We start from the raw sequence: 19,393 nt of genomic DNA, 5'->3' as shown, positions 1-19,393 counted from the left end.
CACGATGCTGCGGGCGTTATCAGGCCATTTTCTTTGGGTTACTTTCGACGCGAAGCTAGTCCCGAGGGATCTTTTGGGCCAGCAAAAGAAAAGTGACTCGAGCGGCGGCAGCCGTTCGAAACGCCCGCCGCGTAGGCGGCACCCTGGCCCAAACGCGACAACCAGAAACCGAGGCTCTGGATGACCAGCCTTAGGCTGTTGAAAAGCGCCTCCGGCCTGCGCCGGGATGACGAACTAAAAAGAAAGGCGCAGCGATAAAGACTTAGCTGCCCAGCAGCCTCTCCATCACCCGCCCCACCGCCGCAAAAGCGAACGCGCCGGTGACATGCGTAGCAGCACCCAAGCCCCCACCACACGCCAGATTCAAAGCCTCCGTCCCATCCGCCACCGGCGGCCGCGTCCCACACACCGTCCCATCCGGCTGCGGATACTGCACATTCTGCAGCGAATACACCGCCGACACACCAAAGTAGCGATCCGGGTTCTTGGGGAAATTGAAATCCTGCCGGAGCTTCTTGCGGATCAGACTGAACATCGCGTCGTGCTCCGTACGCGACAGATCGCGCACGCGGATCTGCGTCGGATCAGTGCGCCCACCCGCGGACCCCACCGTCACCATCGGCAGCTTGCGGCGACGACACCACGCAATTGCCTCCAGCTTCACGCGGAAGGCGTCGCAGGCATCGAGCACCACGTCGTAGCCGCGATCGAGCAGTTCATCGAGCGTGGACGTCGTGAGGAAACGTTCGATCGCGTCGATCTTGATGGCCGGATTGATCGCGCGCAGGCGCTCCTCGATCACCTTCACCTTCGACTTGCCGAACTGGCCATCCAGCGCATGCAACTGGCGATTGGTGTTGGAGACACAGATCTCGTCCGCGTCGATCAGCGTGAGATGGCCCACACCCGTGCGCGCCAGCGCCTCGGCGGCCCATGAGCCCACGCCGCCGATGCCGATCACGCAGACGTGACTGTGCATCAGCCGGTCGAGGCTGCCCACGCCATACAGGCGCTCCACGCCGGCGAAGCGCTCGCGCGGAAACGCCACACCCGCCTCATCGGCGGGCGGTGTGATGGGGTCTGCCACCGGAGCGGCGATTTCGGTCTGCATCGTTGAAGCCATGACAACACCTTGAAGTGACGCATTTTATCGGGAACTGTCCGCCGCTGCAGGGCTGCCGTTATGCTGGCGGCTTCACTCTGCGCCCACAGGGATCCACCCCATGCGTTCCGCCCTACTGCTCGTGCTCGGCCTGGTCATTGGCATCGTCGGCACCGTTTTCGCCATGAACGCGCTGCACGAGCACGAACCGTTCTCGCATACGGTGATGACCCTGATGTCCCACCATGCCGGCGCGCTCAGCGCCGCCGTAAAGAACCAGAAGTGCGACGCCGCGCAGGTGCAGCGGCATCTTTCCCGCCTGCTGGAAACCCAGTCCGACCTGGATGAGGCCTTCCCGGGCGTCGATCAACCGTTCAAGGACGAGGAAGCCAAGCTGCGCGAGAAGACTCAGGCGGCCCTGCAGGCGGCGCCTGCCGATTGCGCGGCGCTGGCGAAGGCGATCAAGCCCATTGGTGAAACCTGCCAGTCGTGCCATCAGCAGTATCGCTAGATCGCGGCGGTTTTCTGTGGGAGCGCACCCTGTGCGCGACTGAGTCTGACCGATGGCGTGCGTTCCAGTCGCGCACAGGGTGCGCTCCCACAACAACAAGATTCCGTCCGATCAGATCTTTACCTTGCCGCGCAGGATCTGCCAGTACATCACCCAATCGCCGAGCAGGCTGTACAGCGGGTGGGTGAAGGTGGCCGGGCGGTTCTTCTCGAACACGTAGTGACCGATCCACGCAAAGCCATAGCCTGCCACCGGGGCCAGTAGCAGCCACCAACCATTGCCGGTGACGATGGCGGTGGCGAGCACCGCCAGCACCAGCGTGCTGCCAACGAAATGCATGCGGCGGCACTGCACATTGCTGTGCTCGTTGAGATAGAACGGATAGAACTCGCGGAAGCTGGAATAGCCGGCCATGCGGATCGCCCTGGATGATTCCTGCTCAGCGTAAACCGCCCTGCCAGCCGAAGCATGCGCGCATGCAGCATGCGGCGCATCACGCCGGCAGCGGGATGAACTCCTCTTCGTCGCCCACCACCTTGCCCATGCGCTGTGCCGCCCAGTCGGCCTTGGCCTGCTCGATGCGCTCGCGCGTGCTGGCCACGAAGTTCCACCACAGGTGGCGCTCGCCATCCAGCGGCGCACCGCCAAACAGCATCACGCGACTCTTGGCGCGCGCACGCAGCGGCGGCGATTCCGGGCCGGTCTGCACGGCGGCATGCATGGGCACGACGCTGACGCCGTCCCATTCCACTTCGCCGTCGACCACGCAGACACCGCGTTCCACGTGCTGTTCCGGCCAGGGCAGTTCGGCGCCCTCTTCCAGCGTCGCCTCGATAAAGAACATCGGCGCGAACACTTTGACGGGCGACTCCTTGCCGTAGCCAGTGCCCGCGATCAGCACCAGCTCGACACCGGGCAGCGATACGCGCGGCAGCTCATCGGCGCCATGGTGATGAAATTCAGGCTCGACCTCGGCGTCCTTCTGCGGCAGCGCCACCCATACCTGGATGCCGTGCGTACGAAAACCGCCGCCGCGCGCTTCCGGCGGCGTGCGCTCGGAATGCACGATGCCGCGGCCGGAAGTCATCCAGTTCACTTCGCCCGGGCGGATATCCGCAATGCTGCCGAGGCTGTCGCGGTGGCGAATCACGCCATCGAACAACCATGTCACCGTGGCCAGACCGATATGCGGATGCGGCCGCACGTCCATGCCCTTGTCGTCGAGAAAGGTCACCGGGCCCATGTAATCGAAAAACACGAACGGGCCCACGTGGCGCGCCTGCAAGACCGGCAGCAGGCGACGCACGTTGAAGCCGTCGCCCAGGTCGTGCACGCGTCCCTCGATCAAGATCGGTTGCTGTTCCATCGTGTCTCCTTACCAGGCGCGCTGGTATTGTTCCGGCGCGCTGATCGTCACGCCCAGTTCCTGTGCGGCACGACGCGGGAAATACGGATCGCGCAGGCTTTCGCGCGCAATCAAGACCACGTCGGCCGATCCTTCGTCGATGATGCGCGCCGCGTGTGTGGATTCGGTGATGAGACCCACGGCGCCCGTCGCGATGCCCGCATCGTGACGCACGCGCGCCGCAAACGGAACCTGGTAACCGGGCGACAGCGGAATCTTCACGTGCGGGATCAGGCCGCCGCTGGACACATCGATCAGGTCCACGCCCATCGACTTCACCTCGCGCGCAAGTTGCACGGTCTGCTCGACATCCCAGCCGCCTTCGCTCCAGTCCGTGGCGGAAACGCGCAGCCACAGCGGCAGATGTTCGGGCCACACTTCGCGCACGGCCGTGATCACTTCGCGCACCAGGCGCGTACGGTTCTCGAAACTGCCGCCGTATTCGTCGGTGCGATGGTTGCTCAGCGGCGAAAGGAACTGGTGCAGCAGATAGCCGTGCGCGCCATGCAGCTCGATCAGCTGGAAGCCGGCCGCGAGCGCGCGCTCAGCCGCGGCGCGGAAGTCGGCAATCACCTTGGCAATACCGGCACGATCGAGCGCCAGAGGCACGTGCCAATGCTGATCGAACGGTATGGCCGATGGCGCCACGGTCTGCCAGGCACCCGCATCGGCAGCCAGCGGACCGCCACCTTCCCACGGACGCATCGAACTGGCCTTGCGTCCCGCATGGGCCAGCTGCACGCCGGCGACGGCGCCTTGCGCCTTGATGAAGGCGATGATCGGCTGCCAAGCGTGCTGCTGGGCTTCGTTCCAGATGCCCACGTCGCCGGCGGAGATTCGGCCTTCAGGTGAAATCGCCGTGGCTTCGGTAATCAGCAGACCGGCGCCACCCACCGCGCGGCTGCCCAGATGCACGAAGTGCCAGTCGTTGGGCAGGCCATCAGTGGCCGAGTATTCGCACATCGGCGCAATGACGAGGCGGTTGCGCAGCGACACGCTGCGTTGGGTGAACGGGGTGAAGAGTTTCATCGGCCTGCTCTGGGAGAGGGATCTGCCACACATGCCGGCACTCGACGCCCGCTTCAAGTACCCGAGTCGCCAGGTTGCGCCTGGAACCACTGAGCAATGTGTGCGGCGATGGCGTCGGGCATCTTCATCCAGCCGAAGTGATCGGCCTTGTCGTTGCCCAGGTCGCCGGCCGTGATTACTTGCTGAGTGTTCGGACTGCGCGGCATTTTCCCGAGCAACCATGACAGCGAGGCCTGCGGCACCAGCCAGTCGTCATGCATGCGCAATCCCAGTATCGGCAGCTCGAGCTTGCCCAACAGCGCTTCGAAATCGACCGGCATGCCCGCAGCGGCGTAGCGGCCTCTACGACCCGTTCGCGCCCAGTCGTCGATCAGCTGCCGCGCCTCGTTGCCGCCGAAGCCGATCCGACGTCCCGGCAAATGGCCGACCAGGCGCGCCAGCCACGGCGCCAACGCATAGGCCAGCCACAGCAGAGGCGCCAAAGGAAACTGACGCCAATACGGCGCCCCGCTCGCCACGACCAGCAGGCCTGCCACCTCCTTCGGATGCAGGCTCGCGTCGAGGGCGGCCATCTGTCCGCCCAGGCTGTGGCCGCCCAGCGTCAGGCGCGTCGAGGGCAGCGAGGCGCGCAGGACCGCCATGCCGGCGGGCAGGTCGTCTTCCAGCAGTTGTCGATAGCCCCAGTCCTCGTGCCGATCGGCCCGCTTGTTACTGGAACCGATGCCACGCCATTCGTGGATGGCCACTGCCATGCCGCGCTCCGCCAGCGCCTGTGCCAACGGCAAGTAATGCTTGGCCGCCACGCCCAGGGCCGACAGCCAGTAGATCACCTGGGTCGCCTCAGTGGCGGGACGCTGCAATAGCAGTTCCGATCGCGCACCGTCGGCCGAGATCACGGGTAGCACATCGCAGGGAGGCAGTGCGGCGGAAACGAAAGAAGTGGCGGACATTCTTGGCACGCGTCGCAGGGAAGCGATGAAGGCTACGCCAATTCGCGTGCGACTAAAAAGTCGCGGCAAAGAAAAGGCCGGCGAGCGCCGGCCTTTTCTTCATGCAGTAATGCTTTGATGAACTCAGGCGGGCGCCACTTCATCGGCTTGCAGACCTTTCTGCCCCTGCACCACCTTGAAACTCACCTTTTGCCCCTCTTTCAGGCTACGGAAACCTGAACCGCTAATCGCCCGAAAATGCACGAAGACATCCGGGCCGCTTTCACGGCTGATGAAACCAAAGCCCTTGGCGTCGTTGAACCATTTCACAGTGCCAACTTCACGATCCGACATGACTCACTCCGATCAACTCGATGCTGAGACAAGTCAGCCTCCCCTTTGGCCGACGGCTTACTGCGCATGCAGGGATCGGGGTGTAGCGATGTGGACTCATCAAGAGTCGCGCATCGGGCACGCACGTGACCGAGCAACCACAGTGAATCCAGCATAACGGATTTCTTTAATGCAAGTGAATGGCTTTAATCACTGCTTTTGATTTTCACATTTCAATGACATTTGCGAATAAAACAAAAAAGCCAGGCATTGCTGCCTGGCTTTTTCTTTGGCGTTTGAAACCGCCTAATACCGCTAGCTTATTACTGCGGGATCACTTCGTCGGCCTGCAGGCCCTTCTGACCCTGCACGACCTTGAAGGAGACCTTCTGGCCTTCCTGCAGGCTCTTGAAGCCATTGCCCTGGATCGCGCGGAAATGCACGAAGACGTCCGGGCCGTTGTCACGGCTGATGAAGCCGAAGCCCTTGGCGTCGTTGAACCACTTGACGGTACCGATCTGACGATCAGACATGTAAATCACTCCGTAGGATTTGAACAGACTCAGCCCGCACGACATGTGCAGGCCGGCTTACTGGTGTGCAAGGAAACCCTAGGGGTGAGGCGATGAGGCTAGATCGAGATCAGCGGCATCGGGTCACAAAACTCTGGTGACCCCAGCAAACACAGTGAGTGCATCATAACCGCTCCCAGGCCGTAATGCGACTGGTTCCAGGCCTCAAAACCTGAATGAATAACCGTTAGGTCTTACAAAACAATGTTTGATTTTCACGCCATCTTCGCATTTCATCTCGTCCCTTGGATGGGCAGAGCGACCCGCTCACCCGCAGCCTTCGCGCAGGAGTAGCTACATGATGTTTCGCCACCACCGCCTCGCCCTGCTCGCCCTTGTCGCTGGCGGCGTAATCCTGGGCGGCTGTTCCGATAAGCCCCAGACGCGCGCCACGACGTCCGCCCACACCACGACGGCCCAACCGGCCAGCCATGCAACGGGAACGGCTGGCGCGACGACGGGTACAACCAAACCCCGTACCGGCACCGTGACCACCTCCGGTGGCAAACCGCTGCCCAACAGCACGGGTATTCCTGCCTGTGACGACTACCTCGCCAGCTATGTCTCCTGCCATGCCGTCGCCGGCGTCTATACGCCCGACCAGTTGCAGTCGCGCTATCAGGACATGCGCACCAGCCTGCTGCAGGATTCGGTAGACCCCAATACGCGTCCGCAACTGGGCGCTCGGTGCACGGCGCTGGCGAAACAGCTGCGCGAAACGCTGCAAGGCAAGGCGTGCGCACCGGTCTCTCCGGCGGCGGGCAGCAGCGCGCACTGAGCTTTAGCGCAAAAACGCACGCAGTGCGGCGGCGACAGAAGCCGGCCGACTGCGTGCGATTTTTACCTTGGGCGTGGCGTGCCACTGGGCCATGGCCCGGATGGCGTTGGCGACTTCCTCAAGCAAGCGCGGGGTCGCCTCGACATCGGGCTCAAGGAATAAGGCCTTGACCTCGAACACGCCCTCGCGACGATGTGCCTTCGCATCCAGCCGGCCGATCAATTGGCCGCGATGAAGAATGGGCAGCACGTAGTAGCCATAGCGCCGCTTGGGCGCCGGCACATAACACTCGATGGTGTATTCGAAACCGAACAAGGCCTCGGCACGCGCACGATCCCATACCACCGGATCGAACGGCGACAGCAACGTCGTGTGCGTCGCGCGCAGCTGGCCTGCCGCTGCCTGCGCGAGCGCGGCAGCATGATCGGGATGCACGTAGGCAGGCACATTCCAATCGGCCACCTGGACCATCAACAGCTCGCCTTCGGCCACCAGCGGCGCAAGCTCCTTGTCCGTCACCGCGGGTTTCAAGCGGCAGTAATCCGCGATCCAGCGCGCCTGCGTCACGCCCAGCGCGCGCACGCTGTCGAGGATGAAGCGGCGACGCAAGGCCTCGTGATCGAGTGCTAGCAGCGCGCGATCCAATGGCGGATCGAGTTTCGCCAGCACGCGTTCCTCAAGATCATAGACACGCTGGAAACGCTCGCGTCGCGTCACCATCAAGTCGCCCAGCGCAAACCACGCTTCCAGCCAGCGCTTTTCAGGCTTCCATGACCACCAGCCGCCAGCGCCCTTGGTCTCGCTTTCGAAATCCGCCGCGCGCGCGGCACCGTTGTCGCGTATGCGCGCCAACAGCGCATCCATGCCCTCGCGATGCTCGCGATGCATGCGATCGGCGTGCTTGTAAGCCCAATGCATCGCGCGCTGCCTGCGCCAGGCTTGGTGAAGTGCGAGATCCGCCGACGGCACGAAGCACGCTTCGTGCGCCCAGCATTCGGCAATACGTCCGTTATCGAGCGCATCTTCCAGCCATTGCGGGTCGTAGTCACCCAGGCGCGAATGCAGCACGAGATAAGGACTGCGAGCGACGACATGGATGCTGTCGATCTGCAGCAGACGCATGCGCGTTATCGCATCGACCACATGCATGGGCTTGGCCCGCGATTTCGGCTTGCTGAGCAGGCCCTGCGCCACCAGGTGAAGACGCCTTGCCTGCGTCAGATTCAACGCCATGTGTGAGGCGGATGAAGGAACCGACAACGGTAACGATGACTTCACGTGATCACGATGCCTGTGTTGAGGCGGCATTTAGCCGTGCTTTGTTAGTTTGTATGCAGCGCGAAGGACATGCAGCGCGACATTGCAATCCATCACTGCCCCATCGCGCGCATCCGTTCACGAGCCACGCATTCTGGCATGGAGTCACGACGATGAAATCCCGCACACCTCTGATCGCTCTTGTTACCGCCGGTTCGCTGATGCTGGCGGGCACGGTGTTGGCGCAAGACCAGACCATGCCGACGCCTCCGCCCCCGCCGCCATCGCCGGCACAAACGATGCCTGCGCAACCGATGCCCACACAACCGACGCCTCCGCCGCCGACGCAGGTCATACCTGCAACGCAGCCGACGCCGCCGCCACCGCCGGGCGGTACGCAGGCCCAGACCGCCAGCGGTAATCAGCCGGTGACAATCAACTCCAGCGTTCCGCCGGTGAACGCAGGTCCGGCGCCGAGCTTTGAGCAGCTGGCCAATGGCAAGAAGTACATTTCCGAAAGCGATGCTTCGGCCTATCCGCTGCTGGCCAATGACTGGATCTATGTGGACAAGGGCCACGCCGGCCGCGTGAGCAAAGCTCAGTACGAGGCCTGGTTAAGCAACAACCGGTAAGATGAGGCAGTTCGGACGCGGGTCGTCGGCAACGGCGGCCCGCGTCGTCATATGCGATACAGGAAGCCGCTGGTATTCAGGCACTCCCCCGGCGCTGCGCTCCTGATCGCATGCCCGCCCAGGATGGAGCCTCACGATGCGACTCACTTCCCTGGCAGCCGTCTCGCTCACGCTTGGCCTGCCTTCCCTCGCTGCGCATGCGCAGAATCCCAGTCCGATGGACATCCGCGCCTGCACCGCCATCGAGACGGATGCTCAGCGACTGGCTTGCTACGACCGCGCCACCGGACGCGACAATCTTCCGGCCGCGCAGAAGAAGAGCGACGCTGCTGCACAGGCACCGGCGCCGGCCACGTCGGCGAGCCCCTCGAACAATGCTTTCGGTCATGAAGCGGCGCGCGTGGCGAGCACTAATCCCCAGGCCGCGGGCGCCGACAGCGCACAGGCCGCCTCGGACGTAAAGCCGCTCTCGCTGCTCGACAGCCGCTGGGAGCTGTCGCCCGAGAGCAAGCTCGGCACCTTCAATCTGCGCGGCTACAAACCGATTGTGGTGCTGCCCTTCTTCGCCAGCAGCAATCAGAACCGGCAGCCCGACAGCCCCAATCCGCTCAACACGGTCACCGAGCCTCAGCAGGTGGACAACATCGAGAGCAAGTTCCAGATCAGCCTGAAGACCAAGATCTGGCAGGGTGTGTTCGGTGACCAAGGCGATGTGTGGGCCGCGTTTACCCAGTCCTCGCGTTGGCAGGTCTACAACGAAAAGGAATCGCGCCCCTTCCGCGAGACCGATTACGAACCCGAAGTCATGCTGATGTTCAACACGAACTACCAGCTCGCCGGGTGGAACGGCCGACTGCTCGGCATCGGCCTCGATCATCAATCCAACGGACAATCCGATCCGCTGTCGCGCAGCTGGAATCGCGTGATGGGCTACGCCGGATTCGAGCGGCCCGGCTGGACCATCATGTTCCGGCCATGGTGGCGCATCCCCGAAGGCGGTCCGGACGACAACAACCCGGACATCGACAACTACATGGGTCGCGCGGATATGCAGATCATCCACGAATGGCAGGGCCAGGAATTCGGCCTGATGCTGCGCCATTCGCTGCGTGCCGGCAGCGAGAGCCACGGCGCGGCGCAGTTCACCTGGTCGTTCCCGGTGGCCGGCAATCTGCGCGGCTACATGGAACTGTTCAAGGGCTACGGCGAAAGCATGATCGACTACAACCACAATGCCACTTACCTCGGCATCGGCGTATCGCTGCTGGACTGGTACTAAAAACAAAAAAGCCGCGCACGGTGGGTGCGCGGCTTTCCGTATGCCATGGGGCGACGCTACAGCGCCCCATGTCACTGTTTTAGTGGTGGTGGCCGCCTTCACCATGCACGTGGCCGTGCGAGAGCTCTTCCTCGCTGGCTTCGCGCACGTCGGTCACTTCCACGTCGAAATGCAACGTCTGGCCGGCGAGCGGGTGGTTGCCGTCGATGTGCACCTTGTCGTTCTCGACCTTGGTCACGGTGACGTTGATGGCGCCTTGCGGGCCGCGGCCCTGGAACTGCATGCCCGGCTGGATATCGTCCACGCCCTGGAATGCCTCGCGCGGCACTTCCTGCACGAGCTCGGCGTGGTGCACGCCGTAGCCTTCTTCCGGCACCACGTCGACCTTGAACTGATCGCCGACCTGGCGGCCTTCCATCGCCTTTTCCAGGCCCGGGACGATCTGGCCCACGCCCTGGAGGTACACGAGCGGCTCGCGACCCTGCGAGCTGTCGAGGACCTGGCCGGTGTCGTCGGTCAGCGTGTAATGGAAGGAAACGACGGAATGGTTGGCGATCTGCATGATGTTCTCTGAGTGGGGAGTGGCGCCGGCAGAGACCGGCACGAAACTGCAAGATTAACAGACCCCTTGTGACGATGCTGGCTAGGCGCAAGGCCACCGGATTGGCGATACTGCGTCCATGGTTTTCGAGAAACACGCTGCGGGCCGCTGGTCTGCCCTTTTCGGGCTGACCGTGGCGGCCTTGTCGCTGGCCAGCCCGGTGTTCGCCGCGGTGCAAAACCAGGTCGCCCCCACGGCGCCAGCCACCGTCCAGCCAACGCTCACCGAGCAGATCGATGGGCTGATCAGCCAGCCGCGTTTTGCCGGCGCCGACTGGGGCATCGCCGTGATTTCGCTCAGCAACGGCCGCAGCGTCTACAGCCACCACGCCGATCAACTGTTCCAGCCCGCCTCGACCGCCAAGCTGTTCACGGCGGCCGTGACGCTGAGCGAGCTGGGGCCCGACTATCGCATTCCCACCCGCGTTGTGACGGGCGGCGAGATCCGCAACGGACGATTGGACGGGCCGTTGATTCTCTACGGCATGGGCGATCCCACGCTCGGTGTCGACGCCGCCACGCTGCACTGGGCCGATCAGCTCGCCGAGCAACTGGCGGCGCAGGGTCTGCGTCACGTCCATGGCGACCTGATCGCCGATTCGACTTATTTCGCGAGCCCCATGATGGGCACTGGCTGGGAAGCGATCGACCTGCAGAGCTGGTTCGCCGTGCCAGCCACTGCGCTGAGCGTGGGTGAAAATCAGGTGGACGTGACGGTGACCGCAGGCGTCGGCGCCGGTGCGCCAGCCGAACTGCGCTTCGATCCCGCCAACGCGATACCCAGCGTAGCCAACGAGGTGATCACCAGCGCCCAGCGCACGCACAACGACGTGAATCTGTATCGGGCGCCGGGCGATGGCGTGTTGTACGCGTTCGGCAATATCGCGGCGAAATCGCCCGCTCAGAATTACAAACTCGCCCTGCCCGACCCGGCCCAATACGCGGGCCGGCTGTTGCAGGAGGCGCTGGTGCGCCGTGGCATCCAACTCGATGGCAAGCTGCTCACGGTGCACTGGCCGCGCCGCGATACCTTCCTGCCAGCGCAACCTCGCACGCTGGCCGAAGTGCTGTCGCCGCCCGTCAGCGAGATCCTCGAGCGCGGCCTGAAGCGCTCGCAGAATCTCTACCTGCAAAACCTGTTGCTGCTGGCGGGCGTGAAGGCGCAGGCCGATACGGAGCAGCGCGAGGGCAGCATGGGCTTCGTCACCAGCGAACGCTGGGGCATACGCGCGTTGCATCAGCTGCTGGAGCAGATCGGCATCACGCCAGCGGCGAGCTCGATCGAGGAAGGCACCGGGCTGTCCCGCCGCAATCTGGCCACGCCCAATGCGATGGCCTATCTGCTGGCCTTCCTCGCCAGGCAGCCGTACGGACCGGCGCTGGTGGAAGCGCTGCCCATTGCCGGGGTGGATGGCACATTGCAGTGGCGCATGCGCAACACGCCAGCCGAAAACAACGTGCACGCGAAAACCGGCAGCATGAGCTTTGTGCATTGCCTGGCCGGCTACGTCACCAGCGGCGATGGCGAACGGCTGGCATTCGCCATCATGCTCAACAACTACGATCCGCCGGCGGGGGCACCCAATGCCACCCGCGACATCGACCAGATCGCCGTGCTGCTGGCCGGCTCGCGCCATCCGGCCAGCACTGCCAGCTCTGCGCCGGCGGTGGCGACTCAGCCCGCCAACTGACGCTCGAGCTCCTTGCCGATCTTCTCCGGCGTATCGGTGGGGGCGTAGCGCTTTACCACCTGTCCGTCGCTGTTGACCAGGAACTTGGTGAAATTCCATTTGATCGATTCGCTGCCCAGGATGCCCTTGCCCTCGCTCTTGAGCCACTTGTAGAGCGGATGTGCGCCGTCGCCATTGACCTCGACCTTGGCGAACAGCGGGAAGCTCACGTCGTAGCTGGTGGAGCAGAAGTTGCGGATTTCCGCTTCGTCGCCCGGCTCCTGGTGGCCGAACTGGTCGCAGGGAAAGCCCAGCACCATCAGGCCCCTTTCGCGATCGGCGCGCCACAGCGCTTCCAGCCCGGTGTATTGCGGGGTGAATCCGCACTTGGACGCCACGTTGACGATCAACAGCGTCTTGCCGCGATAGTCGGCGAGCGAACGCTCGTTGCCGTCGATATCGCGGGCGGAGAAGTCATAGACGGAGGTCATCGCTGCCATTCCTCGTTGAAAGGACGCCAGTCTAGCCCCATGCAGCTTCACGGTGTCTTATGCTTGCCACCGCCGGTAGTCCCGGCAGCTGCCCGAGGCTCTGGCCTCCCCGGTTTCCCCGAAGGTATTCCGTGATCAGATTTCTGGATGTCCATAAGTCCTACCGTGTCGACGGACGGGACGTTCCCGCGCTGCAACCCTTCAGCCTCGACATCGCCGATGGCGAAGTGTTCGGCATCATTGGCCATTCCGGTGCAGGCAAATCGACGCTTATACGTCTGATCAACCTGCTGGAACGGCCCAGCGGCGGCCGCATCCAGATCGGCGATACCGACATGACATCGCTCACGGAATCACAGCTGCGGCAGCAGCGCCAGCGCATCGGGATGATCTTCCAGCACTTCAACCTGCTGTCGTCGCAGACCGTGGCCGAGAACGTGGCCTTCCCGCTGCGCCTGGCCGGCGAGCACGACAGCGCGGCGATCCGCCAGCGCGTGGACGAGCTGCTGGCGCGCGTGGGCCTGACCGCCCATGCCGACAAGCATCCCTCCCAACTTTCCGGTGGCCAGAAGCAGCGCGTGGGCATTGCGCGCGCGCTGGCCAACCGGCCGTCCATCCTGTTGTGCGACGAGGCCACCAGTGCGCTCGATCCGCAGACCACGGCCTCCGTGCTTGAGCTGCTGGCGGAGATCAACCGCGAGCTGAAGCTCACCATCGTGCTGATCACGCACGAGATGGACGTAGTGCGCCGCGTCTGCGACCGCGTGGCCGTGCTCGATGCCGGACGCATCGTGGAAAGCGGCGCCGTGGCCGATGTGTTCCTGCATCCGCAACACGCCACCACGCGCCGTTTCGTCAACGAAGCATTGCCGGAAGAAGCGGCCGGCGAACAAATGCCGTTTGCGCATGTGCCGGGCCGCATCCTGCGCCTGTCGTTCCGCGGCGAGGCGACCTGGACGCCGGCGCTGGGCCGCGTCGCGCGCGAAACCGGCGTAGATTTCAATATCTTGGCCGGACGTATCGACCGCATCAAAGACCTGCCCTATGGACAGCTCACGCTGGCCATGCAGGGCGAACGCGTGGATGACGCACTGGCCATTCTTCGCGAGTCCGGCATCGAAATCGAAGAAATCACCTCATCGCTGGAGAATCGCGCATGAGCGCTCCGCTGCTGCAGACGCTGTTTCCGCATATCGACGACTGGGGCGAAATCGGTCATGCCTGCATCGATACGTTGTTGATGCTTGGCGGCTCGCTGCTGCTGACAATCGTGGTCGGATTGCCGCTGGGCGTGCTGCTGTATCTCACCGGCAAGGGCCAGCTGCGCGCGATGCCCAAGCTCTATGCGGTGTTGTCGCTGCTGGTGAATATCCTGCGTTCGATCCCCTTCATCATCCTGATGATCGTGCTGATGCCGCTCACCTATGTGCTGGTGGGCACCAAGCTCGGCATCCGCGGCGCGATCCCGCCGCTGGTGATCGGCGCGGCGCCGTTCTTCGCACGCCTGGTGGAAACGGCGCTGCGCGAAGTGCAGCGCGGCGTGATCGAAGCGAGCCAGGCGATGGGCGCCAGCACCTGGCAAATCGTGCGGCATGTGCTGCTGCCCGAAGCGCGCGGCGGACTGATCGCCGGCATCACCGTGACGGCGATTGCGCTGGTCGGTTACACGGCCATGGGCGGCGCCATCGGCGCGGGCGGCCTGGGCGATCTGGCCTACCGCTACGGCTATCTCAGCTACAAGTCGGACTATATGGTGGTCACCGTCGTGCTGCTGATCGTGCTGGTACAACTGTTGCAGATGGCCGGCGACCGCATCGTGGCGCGCTACACGCGGCATTGATCGGGCGGTTTTGCATTCGGCGGTATGGACGGCTATGGTGTTGCACCGCATCACGCGCTCTCACCATATAACGAAGATGAATAAGCTCATAGCCATCCTCTCCGCCCTGCTCCTGCTGGCGGGCTGTTCGTCGTCCAACAGCGGCGGCGACGCCAATAGCCAGAAGCTGGTGGTGGCCGCCACGGCAGTGCCGCACGCCGAGATCCTCAAGCAGGTCAAGCCGATCCTGGCCAAGCAAGGCATCGATCTGGAAATCAAGGTGTTTGCCGATTACGTCCAGCCCAATACGCAGGTGCTGGAGAAGTCGGTCGATGCAAATTACTTCCAGACCAAGCCCTACCTGGATGCGTTCAATCGCGAGCGTGGTACCAACCTCACCATCGTGACGGGCGTGCACATCGAGCCGTTTGGCGCTTATTCGCGCAAGCTCAAGTCGATCGACCAGTTGCCTGATGGCGCCTCGGTCACCCTGCCCAACGATCCCAGCAACAACAGCCGTGCACTGCTGCTGCTCGCCAAGCACGGCCTGATCACGCTGAAGGATCCGAGCAACGAGTTGTCCACGCAGAAGGACATCACGACCAATCCGAAGCACCTGAAGTTCCGCGAGCTCGAAGCAGCGATGTTGCCGCGCACGCTTGACGAAGTGGACCTCGCCCTGATCAACACCAACTATGCGCTCGCCGCGGGACTCAACCCGACCAAGGACGCGCTGCTGATCGAGGACAAGGACTCGCCGTACGTGAACTACCTTGTCGCCCGTCCGGACAACAAGGACGACCCGCGCGTGCAGGCACTGGCCAAGGCGCTCACCAGCCCCGAGATCAAGGCGTTTATTGAGCAGAAGTACCAGGGCGCGGTGTTGCCGGCGTTCTGAAAAGCTCCCCTGTGGGAGCGCACCCTGTGCGCGACTGGCCTCGCCCGAACAAGGGTGGCGGCAGTCGCGCACAGGGTGCGCTCCCACACAGTACGGAAGGCCTTTAGCAGGTCACTGCTTCAGGATCGGCCGGAATCTCAAACACCCGGCGCAGGTACGCCACATAGGCGCTGTCCTCGCACATGTTCTTGCCGGGCGTATCGCTGAGCTTGGCCACGGGCTGGCCGTTGCAGCGGATCATCTTGATCACGATCTGCAGCGGCTCAGGCCCCACATCGTTGGTCAGGTTGGTGCCCACACCGAAGGCCAGCTGGCAGCGGCCGTGGAAGTGCTCGTATAGCTGCATCACCTTGGGCACATCGAGCCCGTCGCTGAAGACCAGCACCTTGGTGCGCGGGTCGACGCGATTGGCGCGGTAGTGCGCCAGCACGCGCTCGCCCCAGGCAAACGGATCGCCCGAGTCGTGGCGCGTGCCGTCGAACAGCTTGCAGAAATACATGTCGAAGTCGCGCAGGAAGGCGCTCAGTCCGTAGACGTCGGACAGGGCGATGCCCAGATCGCCTCGATACTCCCTCGCCCAGGTTTCCAGCGCCGCCACCTGCGAATCGCGCAGCCGTGGACCCAGCGCCTGGTGGGCCTGCAGGTATTCATGGGCCAGCGTGCCCAGCGGCGTCAGGCCGAGCTTCCAGGCGAGCCACACATTGCTGGTGCCGGTGAGCTGGCGCCCCAGTCCATCGCGCAAGGTGGTGACCACTTCCTCCTGCCAGGYGCGTGAGAAGCGGCGACGCGTGCCGTAGTCGGCGATACGGCAATCCTGAAAGCCTTCGGTATCGCGCAACAGCGCAATCTTTTCGCGCAGGCGGCGGCGTCCTTCGTCCAGCGAAAGGCCGGGCTGCGTATGGCGGAAATAGACTTCGTTGACGATCGCCAGCAAGGGCACTTCGAACAGGATGGTGTGCAGCCATGGGCCGCGGATATGGATCTCGATCTCGCCGGGTCCGTCCTGCGCCGGAACGATCTCCACATACTTCGCATTGAGCTGGAACAGCCCCAGGAAGTCGACGAAATCGCTCTTGATGAAACGCCAGGTGCGCAGGTATTCCAGTTCCGCCGGCGTGAAGCGCAGCGAGCACAGCGCTTCCAACTCCTGGCGGATCTCGTCGATATAAGGCGTGAGGTCGATGCCGGGGTTGCGGCACTTGAATTTGTATTCGACCTGCGCCGCGGGATAGTGATGCAGCACGACCTGCATCATGGAGAACTTGTACAGATCGGTGTCGAGCAGGGAGGAAACGATCATCAGTCGCTCACGCGGCGCGGGGAGAGCTAGATTATCCTCGCCCGATGGTGGTCGCGGCGAGTCGGCGGCGAACCGCGGGCAAATAAAAACCCCGGTAGCCAGGGGAGGGGCTACCGAGGTTTTGTCAGGCCGGTCCATAACAAAGAGGGGAAAAGGACCGACCCCTCAGTGGCGCGATACAGCTGCACCACTTCTTGTCGCCGTCACGGCGATACGTATGGTTAGTGTGGCCGGCTCGGCGCTAGTTCAAGCGCCTCGTCAGTTTCGTTCAGCTTTTGGCAAGCTGGGCGCGCCCGCCTACCATCGGCGGCTTATTCCGAGGGAGCATCGCCCGATGGTTCGCCTGATACAACGCCTGTGCCTGCTTGCCCTGGCCGCCGCCCTGCCCCTGCATGCCGCCGAACTCACGGTCGACCTGGGCCATGGCAGCAAGACCTACAGCACCGCCCAGCTGCTGGCGCGCAGCGATGCCCGCGACGTGGCCATTCCCGCCGATGTCGCCTTCAAACGTCCGATGCGCTATCGGGCCGTGCCCTTGAAAGCGCTGCTGGAGGGCATATCGCCCGACGACACTCTGCAATTCACCGCCTCGGACGGCTTCGCCGCGCAGATCTCAGCGGCCTTGATCGTGCGCGCCCAAGGTTCGGAGGCTTGGCTCGCCGTGGAGGATCCCGCCCACCCGTGGCCGACGCTGGCCGAGATCAAGGGCGATGCGGGACCCTTCTACGTCGTGTGGACCCATCCAGAAGCCATGAAGATCGGACCCGAGCAGTGGCCGTTCCAGCTGGCCTCCATCCGCCGCCAGCCGCCCGTGGCCGAACGCTTCCCCGCGATCCGACCCGATCCCGCCCTTAAGCCCGGCAGCCCGGTGCAGCGCGGCTTCGTGGTGTTCCAGCACACCTGCTTTGCATGTCACACGCTCAACGGCCAGGGCGATGCCAAGCTGGGGCCGGATCTCAATATTCCCCATAGCCCGACGGAATACCTGCGCGAGGATCTGTTCCGCGCGTATATCCGCGACCCGCAATCGCTGCGTCGCTGGCCGCAGGCGCGCATGCCCGGTTTTGATCGCAAGGCGCTGTCCGATCAGGATCTGGACGACTTGCTGGCCTATCTGCAACACATGGCTGGGCGCAAGTCGCCCCCCTAAGGGGAAGGCGCAATCGATGGCTGCCCGGTCGAATCCAGCCACTGCTGCAGCGAACGTTGCCGCTGTTGGTACGGTTGCCGGGCAAACTCGCGCACGCTGGCGTAGAACGCCGGCCACTGCCCTTCCGCATGACGGAACAGCGCGAGGAACACCGGCGTCCAGCGATCGTAAATGCCGAACGGCAACAGCCGCGCGTTATTGATCGGGCCATTCACCCAGGCGTCGTAGCGATGGTCGCCCGGCCAGTCCAGGTCGCGCCACTGCGCGTAGCGCACGCGGAAGTCGTCGATGGTCTGCTGCTTGCCCGCCGCCATGGCCTTCTCGTCCACGCCGCTGGCGTAGAGCGCCTTCAGGCGGTCGCGCAGATCCATCACCAGCCAGGTGAAGCCGTCGTCCATGGTCTTCTCGCGGGCGTTCTGCGCGGGCAATCCGCGTGACTGGCGCCATTGGCGCAGGCCCTCCTCCTGCACGAAGCTGGCAAAGGACTCGTTGAACGAACTGTCGTCCTTCACGTAGATCAGCTGGTGTGCGAGCTCGTGGAAGATGGTGCCGGCCAGCTCGTCGTCATCCCAGCGCATCATGCTGCTGAGGATGGGATCGGAGAACCAGCCCAGCGTGGAATACGCCGGCACGCCGCCCACGTAGACGTCGTCGCCCTGTGCCTCCAGTCGCAACGATTCAGCCTTGGCCTTGTCCTTGGAAAAATAGCCGCGATAGGCCACGCAACCGGCAAAGGGAAAGCAGTGCTGGATCGGCGAGATGGAAAAGCGCGGCGTCGCGAACACGTTCCAGACCACATAGGAACGGTTGAGCTTCACGTAGCTGGTGTAGCTGCGGTTATCCGGCAGATCCAGGCGATCGGTAGCAAATTGGCGCGCCTGCTGGGCCAGCTGCAGACGCTTGCGGATTTCGGCATCGGTCGAGGGATCGCGCAGCACCTCGCGCACGTCGCGGCGGCTCATCACCAGCTCGCTCTGGCCCTTGGCCACGTGCGCGTAGTAATCGACGGTGCTGCAGGCACAAAGCAACAAGCCCATCGTCACGGTGACGATGGGCCTGAGGATGGCGGGGATGATCGGCACGAAGCGTGGCAACGTCATGCCGCGATTGTGCCGCTATTTCAGTGGCCGTGACCGCCGTTCCAGCCGCCGTGGCCGCCATTGCCGTGGCCACCGCTCCAGTTGCCTCGGCCTCCGCGGTAATAGCCGTTGCCGCCGCGGTAATAACCGCCGCCGCGATAGTACCCACCGCCGCGGTAATAGCCTCCGCGGTAGCCGCCGTAGTAGCCACCAATGCCGATGCTCACGGCCGGGCCATAACAGCAGCCGTAACCGTAGTAGCCATAGCTCGGGTAGTAGTAACCGGGGTAGTAGCCGTTGCTATAGGTGACGCCGGTACCGTAGTAGGCGTCGCCGCCGCCGGTAGCGACTGGACGTGTGTAGCTGTAGCCAGGATCGTAGTAACAACCGGATAGCGCTGCGGTGGCAACCGCCAAGGCGAGACCGGCAAGCACGCGTTTCATGACGTAAGGCCTTCAGGGGGAAGACAGCCTCACTTTGAACCTGTGCTGGTAAGTGCGCACTGAACGCTTCCGACATGACTGGCAGATATTTACCTGCCAGCCATGCCGGGGACCGA

Annotated in this window: 22 protein-coding genes; 9 read left to right on the top strand and 13 right to left on the bottom strand. The window is 63.6% G+C overall.

Annotated elements, in window-relative coordinates:
* Positions 1-262: 262 nt before the first annotated feature.
* Positions 263-1,111, bottom strand: coding sequence for a tRNA threonylcarbamoyladenosine dehydratase (locus AC1DKY_RS18975; RefSeq protein WP_441605130.1), 849 nt, complete (start codon positions 1,109-1,111; stop codon positions 263-265).
* Between the two features lie 112 nt (positions 1,112-1,223).
* Here AC1DKY_RS18975 and AC1DKY_RS18970 point away from each other — a divergent pair, with 112 nt between their 5' ends.
* Positions 1,224-1,613, top strand: coding sequence for a cytochrome c (locus tag AC1DKY_RS18970; protein WP_441605126.1), 390 nt, complete (start codon positions 1,224-1,226; stop codon positions 1,611-1,613).
* Positions 1,614-1,724: 111 nt separating this feature from the next.
* Here AC1DKY_RS18970 and AC1DKY_RS18965 read toward each other — a convergent pair whose 3' ends face one another.
* The 6 genes from AC1DKY_RS18965 to AC1DKY_RS18940 all read right to left on the bottom strand — a co-directional run bounded on the left by AC1DKY_RS18965 (position 1,725) and on the right by AC1DKY_RS18940 (position 5,842).
* Complete coding sequence (locus AC1DKY_RS18965) at positions 1,725-2,027, bottom strand: Mpo1-like protein (RefSeq protein ID WP_441605125.1); 303 nt, start codon at positions 2,025-2,027, stop codon at positions 1,725-1,727.
* Between the two features lie 79 nt (positions 2,028-2,106).
* Positions 2,107-2,979: a pirin family protein gene (locus tag AC1DKY_RS18960; RefSeq protein ID WP_441605124.1), complete on the bottom strand. Its 873-nt coding sequence runs from the start codon at positions 2,977-2,979 to the stop codon at positions 2,107-2,109.
* 9 nt (positions 2,980-2,988) lie between these two features.
* Positions 2,989-4,047, bottom strand: a complete 1,059-nt coding sequence (locus tag AC1DKY_RS18955; protein WP_441605123.1) for an NADH:flavin oxidoreductase/NADH oxidase — start codon at positions 4,045-4,047, stop codon at positions 2,989-2,991.
* 53 nt (positions 4,048-4,100) lie between these two features.
* On the bottom strand, positions 4,101-4,997 hold the full coding sequence (locus tag AC1DKY_RS18950; protein WP_477180030.1) for an alpha/beta hydrolase family protein: 897 nt from the start codon (positions 4,995-4,997) through the stop codon (positions 4,101-4,103).
* Positions 4,998-5,120: 123 nt separating this feature from the next.
* A complete protein-coding gene (locus AC1DKY_RS18945; RefSeq protein WP_019465668.1) occupies positions 5,121-5,330 on the bottom strand; it encodes a cold-shock protein in 210 nt (69 codons plus the stop codon).
* Between the two features lie 302 nt (positions 5,331-5,632).
* On the bottom strand, positions 5,633-5,842 hold the full coding sequence (locus AC1DKY_RS18940; RefSeq protein WP_038616297.1) for a cold-shock protein: 210 nt from the start codon (positions 5,840-5,842) through the stop codon (positions 5,633-5,635).
* 337 nt (positions 5,843-6,179) lie between these two features.
* Here AC1DKY_RS18940 and AC1DKY_RS18935 point away from each other — a divergent pair, with 337 nt between their 5' ends.
* A complete protein-coding gene (locus tag AC1DKY_RS18935) occupies positions 6,180-6,659 on the top strand; it encodes a hypothetical protein (RefSeq protein WP_441605121.1) in 480 nt (159 codons plus the stop codon).
* 3 nt (positions 6,660-6,662) lie between these two features.
* Here the strand turns inward: AC1DKY_RS18935 and AC1DKY_RS18930 are convergent, their stop codons facing one another.
* Positions 6,663-7,892 carry a winged helix-turn-helix domain-containing protein gene (locus AC1DKY_RS18930; RefSeq protein WP_441605120.1) on the bottom strand — a complete coding sequence of 410 codons (1,230 nt, stop codon included), beginning with the start codon at positions 7,890-7,892 and terminating at the stop codon, positions 6,663-6,665.
* 197 nt (positions 7,893-8,089) lie between these two features.
* Here AC1DKY_RS18930 and AC1DKY_RS18925 point away from each other — a divergent pair, with 197 nt between their 5' ends.
* Positions 8,090-8,548 (top strand): hypothetical protein, encoded by a 459-nt coding sequence (locus AC1DKY_RS18925; protein ID WP_441605119.1) that lies wholly within the window; start codon positions 8,090-8,092, stop codon positions 8,546-8,548.
* A gap of 136 nt (positions 8,549-8,684) precedes the next feature.
* Positions 8,685-9,827, top strand: a complete 1,143-nt coding sequence (locus tag AC1DKY_RS18920) for a phospholipase A (RefSeq protein WP_441605118.1) — start codon at positions 8,685-8,687, stop codon at positions 9,825-9,827.
* Positions 9,828-9,906: 79 nt separating this feature from the next.
* Here AC1DKY_RS18920 and AC1DKY_RS18915 read toward each other — a convergent pair whose 3' ends face one another.
* Positions 9,907-10,389 (bottom strand): FKBP-type peptidyl-prolyl cis-trans isomerase, encoded by a 483-nt coding sequence (locus tag AC1DKY_RS18915; protein WP_441605117.1) that lies wholly within the window; start codon positions 10,387-10,389, stop codon positions 9,907-9,909.
* Positions 10,390-10,507: 118 nt separating this feature from the next.
* Here AC1DKY_RS18915 and dacB point away from each other — a divergent pair, with 118 nt between their 5' ends.
* On the top strand, positions 10,508-12,118 hold the full coding sequence (dacB, locus tag AC1DKY_RS18910; RefSeq protein WP_441605116.1) for a D-alanyl-D-alanine carboxypeptidase/D-alanyl-D-alanine endopeptidase: 1,611 nt from the start codon (positions 10,508-10,510) through the stop codon (positions 12,116-12,118).
* Here the strand turns inward: dacB and AC1DKY_RS18905 are convergent.
* Entirely contained in the window at positions 12,103-12,588 is a 486-nt protein-coding gene (locus AC1DKY_RS18905; RefSeq protein WP_441605115.1) for a glutathione peroxidase, read from the bottom strand. The genes dacB and AC1DKY_RS18905 overlap by 16 nt on opposite strands.
* 131 nt (positions 12,589-12,719) lie before the next feature.
* Between AC1DKY_RS18905 and AC1DKY_RS18900 the strand changes: the two genes are divergently transcribed.
* The 3 genes from AC1DKY_RS18900 to AC1DKY_RS18890 all read left to right on the top strand — a co-directional run bounded on the left by AC1DKY_RS18900 (position 12,720) and on the right by AC1DKY_RS18890 (position 15,305).
* The gene (locus tag AC1DKY_RS18900; protein ID WP_441605114.1) at positions 12,720-13,748 is read left to right on the top strand and encodes a methionine ABC transporter ATP-binding protein; all 1,029 of its coding nucleotides are present in this window, start codon (positions 12,720-12,722) and stop codon (positions 13,746-13,748) included.
* A complete protein-coding gene (locus AC1DKY_RS18895; RefSeq protein ID WP_441605113.1) occupies positions 13,745-14,428 on the top strand; it encodes a methionine ABC transporter permease in 684 nt (227 codons plus the stop codon). The genes AC1DKY_RS18900 and AC1DKY_RS18895 overlap by 4 nt, the downstream gene beginning before the upstream one ends.
* Positions 14,429-14,504: 76 nt before the next feature.
* Positions 14,505-15,305 (top strand): MetQ/NlpA family ABC transporter substrate-binding protein, encoded by an 801-nt coding sequence (locus AC1DKY_RS18890; RefSeq protein WP_441605112.1) that lies wholly within the window; start codon positions 14,505-14,507, stop codon positions 15,303-15,305.
* 103 nt (positions 15,306-15,408) lie between these two features.
* On the opposite strand, the gene pncB is transcribed toward AC1DKY_RS18890, so the two are convergent.
* On the bottom strand, positions 15,409-16,605 hold the full coding sequence (gene pncB, locus AC1DKY_RS18885) for a nicotinate phosphoribosyltransferase (protein ID WP_477180029.1): 1,197 nt from the start codon (positions 16,603-16,605) through the stop codon (positions 15,409-15,411).
* A gap of 334 nt (positions 16,606-16,939) precedes the next feature.
* Between pncB and AC1DKY_RS18880 the strand changes: the two genes are divergently transcribed.
* On the top strand, positions 16,940-17,755 hold the full coding sequence (locus AC1DKY_RS18880) for a cytochrome c (RefSeq protein ID WP_441605110.1): 816 nt from the start codon (positions 16,940-16,942) through the stop codon (positions 17,753-17,755).
* Here the strand turns inward: AC1DKY_RS18880 and AC1DKY_RS18875 are convergent.
* Both AC1DKY_RS18875 and AC1DKY_RS18870 read right to left on the bottom strand, forming a co-directional pair.
* Positions 17,752-18,855, bottom strand: coding sequence for an aminopeptidase (locus tag AC1DKY_RS18875; RefSeq protein ID WP_441605109.1), 1,104 nt, complete (start codon positions 18,853-18,855; stop codon positions 17,752-17,754). The genes AC1DKY_RS18880 and AC1DKY_RS18875 overlap by 4 nt on opposite strands.
* Before the next feature lie 20 nt (positions 18,856-18,875).
* A complete protein-coding gene (locus tag AC1DKY_RS18870; protein WP_441605108.1) occupies positions 18,876-19,277 on the bottom strand; it encodes a hypothetical protein in 402 nt (133 codons plus the stop codon).
* Positions 19,278-19,393 lie beyond the last annotated feature (116 nt).

The sequence above is a fragment of the Dyella sp. 01N448 genome (assembly GCF_056399225.1).
Note: the sequence above shows the minus strand (reverse complement) of the source record. Positions and strands in the feature narration are given on the sequence as shown.